Here is a 16,230-nt window from a genome sequence, read left to right on the forward strand (position 1 = left end):
TTACCAGCTAGCTTTACGTACGCCAGGAATCTGGCCTTTGTATGCTAGTTCACGGAAACAAATACGGCAAAGTTTGAATTTACGATATACTGAGTGTGGACGTCCACAACGTTCACAACGCGTGTATTCACGAACACCGAATTTTTGTTTACGTTGTTGTTTAGCGATCATTGATTTTTTAGCCACTTAATTAGCCTCCTTTATAATTAGAGATTACTTTTGAAATGGCATACCGAATTGTGATAACAATTCACGAGCTTCCTCGTCAGTGTTAGCAGTTGTAACGATAACGATATCCATTCCTCGTACTTTACTTACTTTATCATAGTCGATTTCAGGGAAAATTAATTGTTCCTTAACACCTAAAGTGTAATTTCCACGACCGTCGAATGCTTTTTTAGAGATACCACGGAAGTCACGTACACGTGGTAATGAAACTGAGATTAATTTATCAAAGAATTCATACATTCTTTCTCCACGTAATGTAACTTTCGCACCGATAGGCATGCCTTCACGAAGACGGAAAGTCGCAATAGATTTTTTAGCTTTAGTTACTAATGGTTTTTGACCTGTGATTGTTTGAAGTTCTTCAACAGCAGAATCTAAAACTTTAGAGTTTTGAACTGCATCACCGATACCCATGTTTACAACTATTTTTTCGATTTTTGGTACTTGCATAACTGAATCATAGTTAAATTTCTTAACTAACTCAGCAGAAATTTCATTATTAAACTTTTCTTTTAAACGTGTCAAAGTGGATCCTCCTTTCACTTAATAATTATTCTTTTGATGATTTAATTTCTTCGCCAGATTTTTTAGCGATACGAACTTTTTTACCATCTACTACTTTAAATCCAACACGAGTTGGTTCATTTGTCTTAGGATCAAGTAATTGAACGTTTGATACGTGGATAGTACCTTCTGTTTCTAAGATACCACCTTCTGGATTTAACTGAGTTGGTTTTTGGTGTTTTTTAATAACGTTAACACCTTCTACCACTACGCGTTCCTTTTTAGGTAATGCTTCTAAAACTTTACCAGTTTTACCTTTATCTTTACCTGAGATAACGATTACGTTGTCACCTTTACGTACGTGCATGTGTAGGCACCTCCTTAGGAATTTTGTTTTTTATCATTATAGATTAAAGTACCTCTGGCGCTAGAGAAACGATCTTCATGAAGTTACCTTCACGTAATTCACGCGCTACAGGACCGAATATACGTGTACCACGTGGACCTTTGTCATCACGGATGATTACACATGCATTTTCGTCAAATTTGATGTAAGAGCCATCTTCACGACGTACACCTGATTTAGTACGTACAACAACAGCTTTAACAACTTCACCTTTTTTAACAACGCCACCTGGTGTAGCATTTTTAACAGTAACGACGATAACATCACCAATGTTAGCTGTCTTACGACCAGATCCGCCTAAAACTTTGATTGTTAATACTTCACGAGCACCAGAGTTGTCTGCTACTTTTAAACGTGTTTCTTGTTGGATCATCTTTGTTTGACCTCCCTTATCTTTATACTTCTATTAAATAATTACTGATTCTTCAACGATTTCAACTAGACGGAAACGCTTAGTTGATGATAAAGGACGTGTTTCTGCAATCTTAACGATATCGCCCATTTTTGCTGAATTGTTTTCATCATGTGTTTTATATTTTTTTGAATATTTTACACGTTTACCATATAATTTATGAGTTTTGTAAGTTTCTACAACTACTGTAATAGTTTTGTCCATTTTATCTGAAACTACTTTACCAACGTAAACTTTGCGGTCATTTCTTTCACTCACAGTAATGAACCTCCTCTACTTGATTATTTATTATCTGCTGCTTTCTCTTCTTCGATTTCTCTTTCACGTACGATTGTTTTAAGACGTGCAATCGTTTTTTTAACTTTTCGAATGTTAGCAGTCTCTTCAAGTTGACCAGTTGCTAACTGAAAGCGTAAGTTGAATAATTGTTCTTTAGCTTCTTTGATTTCTTTTTCAATTTCAGTAGTGGTTAAATTTCTGATATCCTTAGCTTTCATTTGTGTCACCACCCAATTCTTCACGTTTTACAAACTTAGATTTTACTGGAAGTTTGTGTGCAGCAAGACGTAATGCTTCACGTGCTACTTCTTCTTGAACACCAGCGATTTCGAACAAGATACGTCCTGGTTTAACTACTGCTACCCAACCTTCAACTGCACCTTTACCTGAACCCATACGTACTTCTAAAGGTTTTTTAGTATATGGTGTATGTGGGAATATTTTGATCCATACTTTTCCGCCACGTTTCATATAACGTGTCATTGCGATACGAGCTGATTCGATTTGACGAGATGTAATCCAAGCTGCTGTTTGAGCTTGTAAACCATATTCCCCAAATGTTACTTCATTTCCGCCTTTTGAACGACCAGTTGTTTTAGGACGATGTTGACGACGGAATTTAACACGTTTTGGTAATAACATTATTATTTTCCTCCTTCACTAGACTTCTTTGTAGGAAGAACTTCTCCACGGTAGATCCATACTTTTACACCTAATTTACCGTAAGTAGTGTCGGCTTCTTCATGTGCGAAATCAATGTCTGCACGTAGTGTATGAAGTGGAACAGTTCCTTCTGAATATTGTTCTGCACGAGCGATATCTGCGCCACCTAAACGACCAGATACTTGTGTTTTGATACCTTTAGCTCCCAATTTCATTGCACGTTGGATAGCTTGTTTTTGAGCACGACGGAAAGATACACGATTTTCTAATTGACGAGCAATGTTATTTGCTACCAATGTTGCATCTAAATCAACTTTTTTGATTTCAATAACGTTGATGTGTACTTTTTTGTTAGTCAATGCGTTTAATTTGTTACGTAATTTTTCGATTTCAGAACCGCCTTTACCAATAACCATACCTGGCTTACCAGTGTGGATTGCGATATTGATACGGTTTGCTGCACGCTCAATTTCAACACTTGAAACTGAAGCTTCTTTTAATGCTTCTGCGATATATTTACGAACTTTTAAGTCTTCATGTAAAAGTGTTGCGAAGTCTTTACCAGCATACCACTTTGCTTCCCAGTCACGAATTACACCGACACGAAGTCCGATTGGATTAATTTTTTGACCCACTATATTCCCTCCTTAATGATTTAGTTAATTATGCTTCTTTAACTTCTTCTTTAGCTTCTTTTTCGCCAACTACGATTGTAATATGACTAGTACGTTTGTTGATCGCACTTGCACGACCTTGTGCACGTGGACGGAAACGTTTTAATGTAGGTCCTTCATTAGCATAAGCTTCTTTTATAACTAATGTGTCAGGATTTAAATCATAATTATGTTCTGCATTTGCTAATGCTGACATTAATAATTTTTCAACTACAGGTGATGTTGCTTTGTTAGTTAATTTTAAGATGGCAATTGCTTCTGCCACTTCTTTACCTCTAATAAGATCTAAAACTAATCTCACTTTACGAGGTGCGATTCTTATTGTTCTAGCAACCGCTTTTGCTTCCATTGTGACTTCCTCCTCTATTTAGAAATTAGCGTTTAGTCTTCTTGTCGTCTGCAGCATGACCTTTATAAGTACGTGTAGGTGCAAACTCTCCTAATTTGTGTCCAACCATATCTTCAGTAATGAATACTGGTACATGTTTACGACCATCATATACTGCTATTGTATGTCCGATGAAGTCAGGAAATACTGTTGAACGACGAGACCATGTTTTAATAACTGATTTTTTTTCACCTTCGTTTTGAGATTCAATTTTTTTCATTAAATGATCATCAACGAAAGGTCCTTTTTTAAGACTACGAGCCATTATGGCGCCTCCCTTCTTATTTATTGCGCGCGGCATCTAAGCCGCACACGTAAATAAGGTATTATTATTTTTTCTTACGACCACGAACGATGAATTTAGATGAACGTTGGCTTTGTTTACGAGTTTTCTTACCAAGTGTTGGTTTGCCCCATGGAGACATTGGTGATTTAAGACCGATTGGTGTACGACCTTCACCACCACCGTGTGGGTGATCGTTAGGGTTCATTACAGAACCACGAACTGTTGGACGTTTGCCCATCCATCTAGAACGACCTGCTTTACCAATTGTGATTAATTCGTGTTGTTCATTACCAACTTGACCGATTGTTGCACGACAAGTAGATAAGATCATACGAACTTCACCTGATTTAAGACGAACTAATACGTATTTACCTTCTTTACCAAGTACTTGAGCACTTGTACCAGCAGAACGGACTAATTGTCCACCTTTACCTGGTTTTAATTCGATATTGTGAATTGTAGTACCAACTGGGATATCTGTTAATGCTAATGCATTACCAACTTTGATATCTGCTTCTGAACCATTGAAAATTTGTTGTCCTACTTTTAAGCCTTTAGGCGCAAGTATATATCTTTTTTCACCATCTGCGTATACAACTAATGCAATATTAGCTGAACGGTTTGGATCATACTCGATAGTTGATACTTTAGCAGGAATTCCATCTTTATTACGTTTGAAATCAATTACACGGTATTGACGTTTATGACCGCCACCTCTGTGACGAACTGTCAATTTACCTTGGTTGTTACGTCCCGCTTTTCTCGGAAGCGGTTGTAATAGTGACTTTTCAGGAGTCGTTGATGTAATTTCAGCGAAATCTGAAGATGTCATATTACGACGACCATTTGTAATTGGCTTATACTTTTTAAGAGCCATTGTCGTTTTACCTCCTTAGTGGTAATTGTTTTTAGTTAAATAGGTCTATTGAAGAACCTTCTTTTAGAGTTACGATTGCTTTACGACGTTTGTTAGTGAAACCATTGTAACGACCAACACGTTTAGCTTTCGCTTTAACGTTCATGATGTTTACTGTGTCTACTTTCACGTCGAAAATTTCTTCGATTGCGATTTTAACTTGTGTTTTGTTAGCACGTGTATCAACATCAAATGTGTATTTATCTAAAGCCATATCTGATGAAGATTTTTCTGTGATTACGGGGCGCTTAATAACATCTCTTGCTTCCATTATGCGAGCACCTCCTCTACTTTATCCACTGCTGCTTTAGTTATTACGACTTTGCTAGAACCTAAAATATCTAATACGTTTAAGCTTTGAGCGTCAATAACTTTAACACCTGGAATGTTACGAGCTGATAATTCAACGTTACTTTCAACAGTATCAACGATGAATAAAACTTTTTTAGAAAGCTCTAAATTGCTCATTACATTTTTGAATTCTTTAGTTTTAGGCGCATCAAAGTTGAATGCTTCTAAAACAGTTAATTCGTTATCACTTACTTTTGCTGATAATGCAGAACGTAATGCTAAACGACGCATTTTCTTAGGCATTTTGTAAGAATAACTTCTTGGTGTAGGACCGAATACGATACCACCACCACGCCATTGTGGCGCACGGATTGTACCTTGACGAGCACGACCTGTACCTTTTTGTTTCCAAGGTTTACGTCCACCACCACGAACTGCTGAACGATTCTTAACTGCGTGAGTACCTTGGCGTAATGAAGCACGTTGTAAGTTGACTGCTTCGAATAATACGTGTTGGTTTGGTTCGATACCAAATACACTATCATTTAATTCGATAGATCCTGATTTAGAACCATCTACTTTTAATACATCAATATTAGCCATAATGTTGTTTCCTCCTTTCACCTAAATAATTATTTATTACCTTTTTTAATTGAAGTTGTAAGTTTTACTAAACCTTTTTTAGGGCCTGGAACGTTACCTTTAACTAAAATTACGTTATTTTCTGCATCAACTTTAACTACTTCTAAGTTTTGCATAGTAACTGTGTTTCCACCCATACGGCCTGGTAATTCTTTACCTTTAAATACTTTAGAAGCATCTGAAGCCATACCCATTGAACCAGAACCTCTATGATAACGAGAACCGTGACTCATTGGTCCACGAGAGAAACCGTGACGTTTAATTGAGCCTTGGAAACCTTTACCTTTAGAAACGCCTGTTGCATCAATAATGTCTCCTGCTTGGAAAGTATCTACAGTGACTTCTTGACCTACCTCGTATGCTGAAACATCAATGTTTCTGAATTCACGAGTGAAGCGCTTAGGTGCTGAACCTGCTTTTTTAGCATGTCCTTCAGCAGCTTTAGTTGCATATTTGTTAGATTTACGATCTTTTTTATATGCTTGTTTGTCTTCAAAACCGATTTGAACAGCGTTGTAGCCGTCTACTTCATCAGTTTTTGTTTGTAATACTACGTTTTGACTAGCTTCTACTACAGTAACTGGTATTAATTCACCGTTTTCTGCGAATACTTGAGTCATTCCAATTTTTCTTCCTAAGATTCCTTTGGTCATCGAAAGTCGCACCTCCTGTTATTTTAATGAATTATAATTTGATTTCGATGTCTACACCAGATGGTAAGTTTAAGCCCATAAGAGCATCAACTGTTTTAGGTGTAGGGTTAAGAATGTCGATTAAACGTTTATGCGTACGTTGTTCGAATTGTTCACGTGAGTCTTTATATTTATGAACGGCACGGATAACAGTATAAACTGATTTCTCAGTTGGTAATGGAATCGGACCAGACACTTGAGCTCCAGAACGTTTAGCTGTTTCAACAATTTTTTCTGCTGATTGATCGATCATACGGTGATCATACGCTTTTAAACGGATACGAATTTTTTGTTTTGCCATAATTTTCCCTCCTTGTTCGTCTACTTTATAGTGATAGACTTCTCCACGAAAACTCTCTTACACACCGCCATGGCAAAGCGGCCGGGTGTGTCAGTAACCTCTCGCTTCATCGCTTCTTAAAGTCCAACATTAGATATGATACATGATTTATACCTATTATGCAATAGATATCCATATATTTTTTCTAAATCCATCTAACACATACCCAAGTATTATAACGGATATTACCACCTATTTCAATAGGTAAAATTTAATTAGATAATTTGTAATCTAAATGTTATAATATAACAAGCAATTTTCAATAGGTGGTGAAGTCATGAAAAGAGGAATTAAGTCTGTGTTACTTGTTCTTTCTATTATATTAGTGATATCTGAATTAATATTAGCAATACCATTTCTCGGCGGTGGAATTATACTATCAACTGGTTACAACGCCCTAGTACTTAACGGTACGCTTTATTTTATTGCTACACTTATTTTATTAATAGATAATCAAAACTCTGTGAAGGTCATTTTTGTTATACCATTAATAGGGTTAATAGCTAGTTTCGTTGCAGTTATCCCAATTATTGGATGGTTATTACATATTGTAATGGTCGTCTTAATGGTTATATTCTTATTCACTATTATAATTGCACCTGTTTATATACCATCTAAATATTACAAGACAACATATAAAAGTTAATATATAAAACGAGGCTGGACATAAATTCTAACTCAAAATAAATAAGCATATCACTTAACTGATTTTTTATAGTTTACAGTGATATGCTTATTTTTTTAATATCTTACGATTTTGCACGTGCATGCTTGCCTAGTTACTCTTATAAGCAGTTTTACTTAGATCTGCTTTTAACACTACTCTTATAAGCAGTTTTACTTAGATCTGCTTTTAACACTACTCTTATAAGCAGTTTTGCTTAGATCTGCTTTTAACACTAACCTTATCAGCAGTTTTACTTTGAACTGCTTTTAACACTAACCTTATCAGCAGTTTTACTTTGAACTGCTTTTAACACTACTCTTATAAGCAGTTTTGCTTAGATCTGCTTTTAACACTACTCTTATCAGCAGTTTTGCCTAGATCTGCTGATAACGTACCTCTTATATGCCCGCGGAAAGCATGCGCATAAAAAAATGCCGACAAAGTTCTAAGACTTTGCCGACACTCTGTTGGTAGTTCTAAGAGCTACCAACATGATTTTTATATTTTAACCATGAACAAATACGAAATATGCGACGAATACAAAGAATAAACCATACATTATAGGATGAATCTCTTTATGTCTTTTTGCTACTATCATTGTAATAGGATAGAAAATAAATCCGCAAGCAATACCTGTCGCAATTGAATATGTTAAAGGCATCATAATCATTGTTAAGAAAGCAGGTACTGCGATCTCAAATTTTTGCCAATCAATCTTACCTAAGTTACTTACCATCAACACACCAACGATCACAAGTGCTGGCGCTGTTACTGCACTGGTAACAACTGCCATTAATGGAGAGAACAATAATGCTGCTAAGAAACAAGCACCTGTTACAACACTTGCAAATCCAGTTCTTGCCCCTACTGCTACACCTGCACTTGATTCAATATAGCTTGTAGTTGTAGACGTCCCGAAAATTGCACCTACAATTGTTGCTAATGAATCTGCGAATAAAGCCTTCCCTGCTCTTGGTAATTTATTATCTTTCATTAAACCTGCTTGATTTGCTACTGCAACTAATGTACCTGCAGTATCAAAGAAATCTATAAACAAGAAAGTTAATACAACAATTAAGAATTGTACATTAAATATAGTAGATAAATCTCCAAATGCTTCAAAAGATGCTCCGAATGTTGGTGATACACTTGGTACTTTTCCAATAATACTATCTGGCATAGCGATTAATCCTGTCATTAAACCTGCTACAGCAGTTAATACCATACCTACAAATATTGCACCTGGTAATTTTTTAGCCATCAAAATAACAGTGATAATAATACCAAATACTGCGAGTAATACTTCTGGGTTATGTATTGAACCTAGAGTAACTAATGTAGAATCTTCTTTTTGTACAATACCTGCTCCTTGTAATCCTACAAAAGTAATAAATAAACCTATCCCTGCTGATACAGCCATCTTTAATTCAAATGGAATTGCATTTATAATCACTTCTCGCAAACCACTCATCGTTAATACTGCAAATATAAGTCCAGAGAATAGTACTCCTGTTAATCCAGTTTGCCAAGGTATTCCCATAGTTAATACTACTGTAAATGCAAAAAATGCATTCAATCCCATACCTGGTGCCAATGCAATCGGGTATTTAGCGATAATACCCATAAACAAACAACCTACTAAAGCAGCTAAAGCAGTAGCAACAAATACAGCACCTTGATCCATTCTCATTGAATCAGGTATGTTCTCAACACTTGCTAAACTCAGCATTGATGGATTTATGGCTAATATGTATGCCATTGAAAGGAAAGTTGTTAAACCACCTAATATTTCTCTTTTATAATTAGTTCCCAATTCATCAAACTTAAAGTAACGTTTCATAGTAAGACTCCTTTTTTAATTTCAACACTGTACATTGTATTACTCAGTACATTAAAAATCAATACTTTTTACGAACATTTATTAAAATTAAATTATCTATGTTCGTGTTATGTACCCTACAAAGCTTTTGTGCTCTAATTTCATAATATGAAAAACACCCGTACTTATGTTTAAAAGTACGGGTGAACTATATTAGAATTTCAAATCCTTTAATGCATCTTTAAACGGATTGTTTTCTACTTCTTCATTCTTCATGTATTGTTTCATTTCTCTCTTGCCTATTTTGCCAGTCTTTTTATTTTTCAGTCTTTCATCCATGTGTTCTTGTGTTTCTGTATGACCACATACACAACGATAAGTTGCTTTCTTTCCTGTACCATATAAAGTTAATTTCTTTTTACAATTTGGACATCTTGCGTTTGTTTGTCGTTGTTGATTCTTTTTAGTTTTACAAGTTGGATCTTGACATACGAGCATTTGACCATTTTTAGTTTTTACTTTAAGCATGAATTTTCCACAAGTTGGACACTCTGTTGTCGTAATATTATCATGTTTAAATTTATCATCACTATTTTTAATATCTCCAATAATTTCTCGAGTAAACCCTCGCATTTCTTTCATGAAAGTTTCTTTTGAATACTTACCCTTTTCAATTTGGTTTAATTTCATTTCCCAATTTGCAGTAAGTTCAGGTGAAGTCAGTTGTTCTGGAGCTAAGTTTAATAATTGTTTACCTTTAGGCGTAATTTTAATTTTTCCTTGAATTGCTTCTATAACATTAGAGCTATATAACTTTTCTATAATATCTGCTCTTGTTGCTACAGTTCCAATACCACCTGTTTCATTTAAAGTTTGAGCCATCTTTTTATCTTTAAGTTTGAAGAAAAGTTGTGGTGATTCCATAGCTTTAAGTAACGTTCCTTCATTAAAGTATGCTGGTGGCTCTGTGTCCTTGCTTGTAATGTTCAAGTTCTGAATTTTAACTCGTTGTTGTTCATCAAATGGTAATTCCTTAACAATTGCTTTTTCTTGGTGAATTGCTTTATAGCCTAATTCAATTGCTACTTCTTGAACAAGTTTAAACTTCTCACCTTCACAAGTTAATTCTACTGTAGTTTCTTCATATTGATATGGTGGTAATAATACTTCTAAAAATCTTTCAGCAACTATCATGTAGATTTTTTCTTCTCTAGGTGATAATTGATCCATGTTAGGTCTTACCTCAGTTGGTACAATAGCATGGTGATCAGACACCTTATTATTATCGACAAAATGTTTTCCAGCTTTTATTTGTTTTTTAAGTAGTGGTACTGCGTAAGACTTTAATGATGTTGCACTTAGAGAAGAGACTCTCTCTTTTAATGAAGAAACCATATCATCAGTTAGATAATTTGAGTCAGTTCTTGGATAAGTTAATACTTTATGCTGCTCATATAAAGACTGCATAGTATTTAATGTTTCTTTTGCACTCATTTTATATCGTTGATACGCTGTTTGTTGCAAACTTGTTAAGTCATATAATTTTTGTGGATACTTTGTTTTCTTTTTCTTATAAACATTTTCAATTGTTCCCGTATTATTTTGTACTTTTTGTTTTATTTGTTCTATTAATTCTGAATCAAATGTTTTATCTCCATTTTGAGTTACCCATTTGAATTTATATCCATCTATATCAACATTCATTTGATAGTATTTTTTCGGCTTAAATGACTGTATTTCATTTTGTCTCATTTGAACAAGATTCAATGTTGGTGTTTGAACTCTCCCACATGACAATTGTGCGTCATATTTAGTTGTTAATGCTCTCGTAGCATTTATTCCAACTATCCAATCTGCTTCACTTCTACACAGTGCAGCTTGGTAAAGATTGTTGTAAGCTGCCCCAGGTTTTAAGTTTTGAAAACCTGCCTTAATCGCTTTTTCAGTAACTGAACTAATCCATAAACGTTTCAATGGCTTTTTCACTTTAGCTTTCTCAATAATTAATCTAGCAACAAGTTCCCCTTCTCTACCAGCATCTGTCGCAATAATAATTGAATTTACATCATCACGTTTCATAAGATGTTGAACTGTATTAAACTGACTTCTTGTCTTCTTAATAACAACATGTTTCATATAGTCTGGAATAATAGGTAAGACATTTAAATTCCATTCTTTGAACTTTTTATCATATTCTTCTGGTGTTGCATTTGTTACTAGATGCCCTAATGCCCATGTTACGATATATTGTTTATTCTCAAAATATCCTTTCTTTTGATCGTGCACACCTAATGCTTTAGCTATGTCACGACCAACTGAAGGTTTTTCTGCAAGAACTAATGCTTTCATATTCATTTCACCCATTCTTTTTTCATTCGTGTCATTATAACATGAATAAAAACTGTTCTAAAGCTATCAAAAACTTTTATAATTTTTCGTTTAATCGTATAATAGAATAAAATAATCGTTGAAAAATAAAGGAGTGACTGTCATGCAAATATTGCCACTTAAGCAAATAGACCCTATCACCTCTTACTTATATGAAAAAAATCTTCAAAATAATTATTACGTTGAGTATATACCTACAGATATAGAAGAGATTAAGTCTGCTTTAACAAGTAAATTTAATGAACAATCTTTCTACTATATCGAAGACAACAATAATATTATTGGAATTTTAGGATTTGAAAAAATTGATGATGAGACTGTCAATGTTTGGGGACCAATTGTTAATGATACAACAGAAGAAACTTTAAATGCGTTAAAAGAAATTTGGGAGATGTTACTCAATAATCATCGTGATATAAAATATTGTCATATATCACTACATAAAGACCACATTCTTAACAATAGTAAACTTAAAAGACTTCATGCTGGATATGTAGAAACGCAGTACACATTAGAAATTCAACAACCACCTCTTCCAATAGATAAACAACATCAAATGACACCTTATAGCAAACCCTATTATTATTCATTTGATAAGTTGCACTCTAATAATTTTAAACATAGTGATATTAGTTCAAGAGATATTGTTAACTCTCTTGGTGAAAATCATGCTCTATATTTATATATTGCAGAAGGCCTTGTTAAAGGTTATATATATTTATCTATTGATATACCTAAAAAATTAGCAACAATACCTAATTTGGCATCTCATCACGATTATAGGAAGCAAGGTATTGCCTTTCAAATGATTCATTTTGCGACAAATAAAGCTTTCACGCATGATGATGTTGAAACTGTAAGAATATATGTAGATAGTAAAAAACATGAACAAATACAACTTCTTTATGAAAAAGTTGGTTTTAAAATTGTTAATGAAACACATCATTTTAAATATGTAAGACCTTTTTAAAGGACATATGAAAAAGCTGAGACATAAAAAATGATCTCAGCTTCTTTCCTTTATTAATATTCAGTGAGCTGTATGTTTTACAACTAATTTGTTTCGCGCGTATAATACACGGGTACTGTTTAAAATACAAATAAATAGAGAAAGCGAGTCGTGTGTATGGAATATCTTATAGCTCTGTTACCAGCATTGTTCTGGGGAAGTGTAGTATTAATCAACGTAAAAGTTGGTGGAGGTCCTTATAACCAAATATTAGGTACTACTATCGGGGCGTTCATCATTGGATTATGCCTATTTGCATTTGGTGATGTCCAATTTACTGCTACTACAGTTATTATCGGTATGGTTTCTGGTGCTTTCTGGGCATTAGGACAAGGATTTCAACTTAGAAGTGTTGAATTAGTTGGTGTTTCAATTACAATGCCTATTTCCACAGGTTTACAATTACTTGGAACAACATTATTCAGCGCAGCATTTTTAGGAGAATGGTCTACAGGAACTCAAGTAGCACTTGGTTTATCAGGCTTAGCCTTATTAATAGTCGGTGTAATCTTTACTTCTGTTCAGAAAAAAGATTCTGGAAACAGTGGTAATTCTAAAAAAATCGGTAAAGCTATTCCAATTTTGCTTATCTCAACAGTTGGTTATGTTGTCTATGTTGTAATTGGTCAAGTATTTGGAGTTGAAGGTTGGGATGCATTATTTCCTCAATCAATTGGTATGGTAATTGGTGGTATTATTTTATCATTCAAACATAAACCTACAGTGAAATATACAGCATTTAATTTATTACCAGGTATTGTTTGGGCATTAGGTAATATGTTCTTATTCATCTCACAACCAAAAGTTGGTGTGGGTACAAGTTTCTCATTCTCACAAATGTTAGTTATTGTATCTACTTTAGGTGGAATATTCTTATTAGGAGAACAAAAAACAAAACGTCAAATGACATTTATCTGGATCGGTATAGTGTTAATTATAATAGCAGCATTCATTATTGGTGCAGCTAAAGGGTAGATTCAATTAAAAATATAGGAGTGTTTAATATGTATGAAGATTTAAAAGATAAAGTTGTCATTATTACTGGTGGTAACAGTGGTATTGGTAAAGCAACTTCAGAACGTTTCGGTAAAGAAGGTTCAAAAGTCGTGATTGGTTATCTAGATCATGTTGAAGAAGCTGAAAAAGTTGTTCAATCAATTAAAGATTCTGGTGCTGATGCAATCGCAATTAAAGCAGACGTTTCAGTAGAAGAAGATATTAAGAACTTAATACAACAAACACATGAAAAATTTGGACGCATTGATGTACTCATTAATAACGCCGGTTTCGAAAAACCAATCCCATCACACGAAATGAGCTTAGCTGAATGGTCTAAAGTTATTGATATCAATTTAACTGGTGCATTCATCGGAAGTAGAGAAGTTATTAATTATTATTTAGAACATGATATTAAAGGTCAAATCATTAATACTGCTAGTGTGCATGATGTTATTCCATGGCCAAACTACGTCAATTATGCTGCAAGTAAAGGCGGTTTAAAATTGATGATGGAAACAATGTCTATGGAATATGGTAAAAATGGAATAAGAATTAATAATGTTTCTCCAGGTGCAATTGTTACAGAACATACACGCGAGAAATTCTCTGACCCAGCAACTAGAGAAGAAACATTAGGAATGATTCCTTTAAATGAAATTGGTGAAGCAGATCAAGTAGCTAACATCAATGCATTTCTTGCTTCAGAACAAGCAAGCTACATCCATGGTACAACACTTTATGTTGATGGTGGTATGACTAACTACCCTGCATTTATGGGCGGTAAAGGTTAATTCATTAATACGTAACATTATAATGCTAACAAAGTCTCAGACTTTGTTAGCATTTTTTTATGCGCATGCTTACACTTCTTTCGACTTGTGTGAATATAGATACCCTTAGTTACACTTCTTTCGACTTGTGTGACTATGGACATCTTTGCTAACACTTCTACTGACTTGTGTTAACATAGGCATCCTTACTTACACTTCTTTCCACTTATGTGACTATGGACATCTTTGCTAACACTTCTACTGACTTGTGTTAACATAGGTATCCTTATTTACACGTCTTTCCACTTATGTGACTATGGATATCCTTGCTAACACTTCTACTGACTTGTGTTAACATAGGCATCCTTATTTACACTTCTTTCCACTTATGTGACTATGGATATCCTTGCTTACACTTTTCTCAACTTATGTAAATATAGACACTTAAGATTAATTGCCTTTGACATAAATGTCCTAGCATTTTAATGATAATCATTTAGCTAACTCTTAGAAAAACCTGTTTTCTATATAAAATAAATATTTGCAACGATTTTGTAAGTGCGGACGCCTGAGGGAATAGTATGAGTGAGAGACTACAGGCTCGAGCCATACCCCTAGGCAAGCATGCACGTACAAAATCGTAAGATTTATAAAAATAGATAATTACACTGATTTTGTAGTGCTGACGCCTGAGGGAATAGTATGTGTGAGAGACTACAGGCTCGAACCATACCCTCTAGGCAAGCATGCACATACAAAATCGTATAATTGTATAAAAAATAAGCATATCACTGTAAAACTGAAAAGTTCAGTTAAGTGATATGCTTATTTATTTTAAGTTAGGATTTATACCCCAAGTAGTTTACTATTTTTTAATTTACCAAATATTTGTTTTCAATATTAAACAAAGAAAAATTGATATACATACAATATAACGATGGAAATAACGATACTTAAATTTGTTGCCATTCCTACAATTGGCAATGTCTTATATTTAAATGTAATAGCATATGATAATACTGAAACACCAATAGGTAATAACCAACCAATTAATAACGTTGTTTTAATCATTGGATCATCAACTGGTAAGAAGAAATGCACGAGTAAGCCCATTAATAATCCAAATCCATAATGGAATAATAAGTACTTAACAACGATTGGCAAGTATGCTTTTTCTATTTTAAAGTTTAAAAATAAACCAAGTAATATCATAGAAAGCGGCATATTCGCATTTGCAATCACTTCAAAGAAATCTATCGCTTTTCCAGGAATTTTAATACTCATTATATTTAATATAAACATAAGCATATATGTCATGAGTGGAACTGTCTTAAATAAATTTAACACCATTTTTTTGAAATCAAATTGATCTCCACCATCATTAAAGTAACTTCCTACAAAGTAAGTTACACCGAACATAATAATTGCTGTACCAATGTCTAACATACCAAAGTATAGCAACCCGTTTTCTGGCCAAATTTGAGCTACAAGTGGATAAGCAAATAATCCTATGTTTACAGATGCTGCCATCATGCCAACTGTACCTCGAATTTGGTTATTATACTTTTTCTTGAACATCCATATAACTAAAAGCTTTGCGATAACTCCATATAAGAGCATCAATATAGGCAACCAACCTAGAGATAAATCTAAATCAGACCCATTTAAATTTACTATTACTAATGAAGGTAAAGTAACATTTAATACAAGTGTTGCTAGCACATTGCCATCCGAGGCTTTAAAGAATTTCATTTTCTTTAATACGTAACCTAAAGCAATTAATAAAATTATCATTATAAATTTTTCTGTCACTTTATCACTTCTTTCATCAAACTCACATTTATATATATTAACAAT

The 16,230-nt window shown here is 34.0% G+C and carries 22 protein-coding genes; 4 read left to right on the plus strand and 18 right to left on the minus strand.

The genetic code is table 11. The features are described from left to right. From B2G86_RS04560 to rpsJ, 15 genes are all read right to left on the minus strand, one after another. The gene (locus B2G86_RS04560; RefSeq protein ID WP_016998812.1) at positions 1 to 186 is read right to left on the minus strand and encodes a type Z 30S ribosomal protein S14; all 186 of its coding nucleotides are present in this window, start codon (positions 184 to 186) and stop codon (positions 1 to 3) included. Positions 187 to 213: 27 nt separating this feature from the next. Continuing rightward, positions 214 to 753, minus strand: coding sequence for a 50S ribosomal protein L5 (gene rplE, locus B2G86_RS04565; protein WP_078356955.1), 540 nt, complete (start codon positions 751 to 753; stop codon positions 214 to 216). A gap of 25 nt (positions 754 to 778) precedes the next feature. Next, a complete protein-coding gene (gene rplX / locus B2G86_RS04570; RefSeq protein WP_078356956.1) occupies positions 779 to 1,099 on the minus strand; it encodes a 50S ribosomal protein L24 in 321 nt (106 codons plus the stop codon). A 43-nt stretch (positions 1,100 to 1,142) separates the two neighbouring features. Beyond that, positions 1,143 to 1,511 carry a 50S ribosomal protein L14 gene (gene rplN / locus B2G86_RS04575; RefSeq protein ID WP_016911102.1) on the minus strand — a complete coding sequence of 123 codons (369 nt, stop codon included), beginning with the start codon at positions 1,509 to 1,511 and terminating at the stop codon, positions 1,143 to 1,145. Between the two features lie 33 nt (positions 1,512 to 1,544). Further along, positions 1,545 to 1,808 carry a 30S ribosomal protein S17 gene (gene rpsQ, locus B2G86_RS04580; protein WP_016911101.1) on the minus strand — a complete coding sequence of 88 codons (264 nt, stop codon included), beginning with the start codon at positions 1,806 to 1,808 and terminating at the stop codon, positions 1,545 to 1,547. A gap of 23 nt (positions 1,809 to 1,831) precedes the next feature. After that, a complete protein-coding gene (gene rpmC, locus B2G86_RS04585) occupies positions 1,832 to 2,047 on the minus strand; it encodes a 50S ribosomal protein L29 (protein ID WP_016998808.1) in 216 nt (71 codons plus the stop codon). Next, positions 2,037 to 2,471 carry a 50S ribosomal protein L16 gene (gene rplP / locus B2G86_RS04590; RefSeq protein ID WP_016911099.1) on the minus strand — a complete coding sequence of 145 codons (435 nt, stop codon included), beginning with the start codon at positions 2,469 to 2,471 and terminating at the stop codon, positions 2,037 to 2,039. Before rplP ends, rpmC begins: the two co-directional genes overlap by 11 nt. A 2-nt stretch (positions 2,472 to 2,473) precedes the next feature. Further along, entirely contained in the window at positions 2,474 to 3,127 is a 654-nt protein-coding gene (rpsC, locus tag B2G86_RS04595) for a 30S ribosomal protein S3 (RefSeq protein ID WP_025906790.1), read from the minus strand. Positions 3,128 to 3,155: 28 nt separating this feature from the next. Then, positions 3,156 to 3,515, minus strand: a complete 360-nt coding sequence (gene rplV, locus B2G86_RS04600) for a 50S ribosomal protein L22 (protein ID WP_078356957.1) — start codon at positions 3,513 to 3,515, stop codon at positions 3,156 to 3,158. A 25-nt stretch (positions 3,516 to 3,540) separates the two neighbouring features. Continuing rightward, complete coding sequence (rpsS, locus tag B2G86_RS04605) at positions 3,541 to 3,819, minus strand: 30S ribosomal protein S19 (RefSeq protein WP_078356958.1); 279 nt, start codon at positions 3,817 to 3,819, stop codon at positions 3,541 to 3,543. 64 nt (positions 3,820 to 3,883) lie between these two features. Further along, positions 3,884 to 4,717, minus strand: coding sequence for a 50S ribosomal protein L2 (gene rplB / locus B2G86_RS04610; RefSeq protein ID WP_078356959.1), 834 nt, complete (start codon positions 4,715 to 4,717; stop codon positions 3,884 to 3,886). A gap of 31 nt (positions 4,718 to 4,748) precedes the next feature. After that, a complete protein-coding gene (gene rplW / locus B2G86_RS04615; RefSeq protein WP_025906794.1) occupies positions 4,749 to 5,027 on the minus strand; it encodes a 50S ribosomal protein L23 in 279 nt (92 codons plus the stop codon). Further along, positions 5,027 to 5,650: a 50S ribosomal protein L4 gene (gene rplD / locus B2G86_RS04620; RefSeq protein WP_078356960.1), complete on the minus strand. Its 624-nt coding sequence runs from the start codon at positions 5,648 to 5,650 to the stop codon at positions 5,027 to 5,029. Before rplD ends, rplW begins: the two co-directional genes overlap by 1 nt. 29 nt (positions 5,651 to 5,679) lie before the next feature. After that, a complete protein-coding gene (gene rplC, locus B2G86_RS04625) occupies positions 5,680 to 6,342 on the minus strand; it encodes a 50S ribosomal protein L3 (RefSeq protein ID WP_078356961.1) in 663 nt (220 codons plus the stop codon). A gap of 31 nt (positions 6,343 to 6,373) precedes the next feature. Continuing rightward, positions 6,374 to 6,682, minus strand: coding sequence for a 30S ribosomal protein S10 (gene rpsJ, locus B2G86_RS04630; RefSeq protein ID WP_016998799.1), 309 nt, complete (start codon positions 6,680 to 6,682; stop codon positions 6,374 to 6,376). A gap of 316 nt (positions 6,683 to 6,998) precedes the next feature. Between rpsJ and B2G86_RS04635 the strand changes: the two genes are divergently transcribed. After that, complete coding sequence (locus tag B2G86_RS04635) at positions 6,999 to 7,367, plus strand: hypothetical protein (protein WP_078356962.1); 369 nt, start codon at positions 6,999 to 7,001, stop codon at positions 7,365 to 7,367. Between the two features lie 526 nt (positions 7,368 to 7,893). Here B2G86_RS04635 and B2G86_RS04640 read toward each other — a convergent pair. Beyond that, a complete protein-coding gene (locus B2G86_RS04640) occupies positions 7,894 to 9,228 on the minus strand; it encodes an NCS2 family permease (RefSeq protein WP_078356963.1) in 1,335 nt (444 codons plus the stop codon). Between the two features lie 192 nt (positions 9,229 to 9,420). Then, positions 9,421 to 11,556: a DNA topoisomerase III gene (locus B2G86_RS04645; protein ID WP_078356964.1), complete on the minus strand. Its 2,136-nt coding sequence runs from the start codon at positions 11,554 to 11,556 to the stop codon at positions 9,421 to 9,423. 142 nt (positions 11,557 to 11,698) lie between these two features. Between B2G86_RS04645 and B2G86_RS04650 the strand changes: the two genes are divergently transcribed. The 3 genes from B2G86_RS04650 (at position 11,699) to B2G86_RS04660 (ending at position 14,394) form a co-directional block, all read left to right on the plus strand. Continuing rightward, positions 11,699 to 12,565: a GNAT family N-acetyltransferase gene (locus tag B2G86_RS04650; RefSeq protein WP_078356965.1), complete on the plus strand. Its 867-nt coding sequence runs from the start codon at positions 11,699 to 11,701 to the stop codon at positions 12,563 to 12,565. Positions 12,566 to 12,721: 156 nt separating this feature from the next. Next, the gene (locus B2G86_RS04655) at positions 12,722 to 13,579 is read left to right on the plus strand and encodes a GRP family sugar transporter (RefSeq protein ID WP_078356966.1); all 858 of its coding nucleotides are present in this window, start codon (positions 12,722 to 12,724) and stop codon (positions 13,577 to 13,579) included. Positions 13,580 to 13,608: 29 nt separating this feature from the next. Then, complete coding sequence (locus B2G86_RS04660; RefSeq protein ID WP_078356967.1) at positions 13,609 to 14,394, plus strand: glucose 1-dehydrogenase; 786 nt, start codon at positions 13,609 to 13,611, stop codon at positions 14,392 to 14,394. An 879-nt stretch (positions 14,395 to 15,273) separates the two neighbouring features. On the opposite strand, the gene B2G86_RS04665 is transcribed toward B2G86_RS04660, so the two are convergent. Continuing rightward, the gene (locus B2G86_RS04665; RefSeq protein WP_078356968.1) at positions 15,274 to 16,185 is read right to left on the minus strand and encodes an AEC family transporter; all 912 of its coding nucleotides are present in this window, start codon (positions 16,183 to 16,185) and stop codon (positions 15,274 to 15,276) included. Positions 16,186 to 16,230 lie beyond the last annotated feature (45 nt).

Origin of the sequence: Mammaliicoccus fleurettii (assembly GCF_002018435.1) — a bacterium.
Classification (GTDB): Bacteria; Bacillota; Bacilli; order Staphylococcales; family Staphylococcaceae; genus Mammaliicoccus; species Mammaliicoccus fleurettii.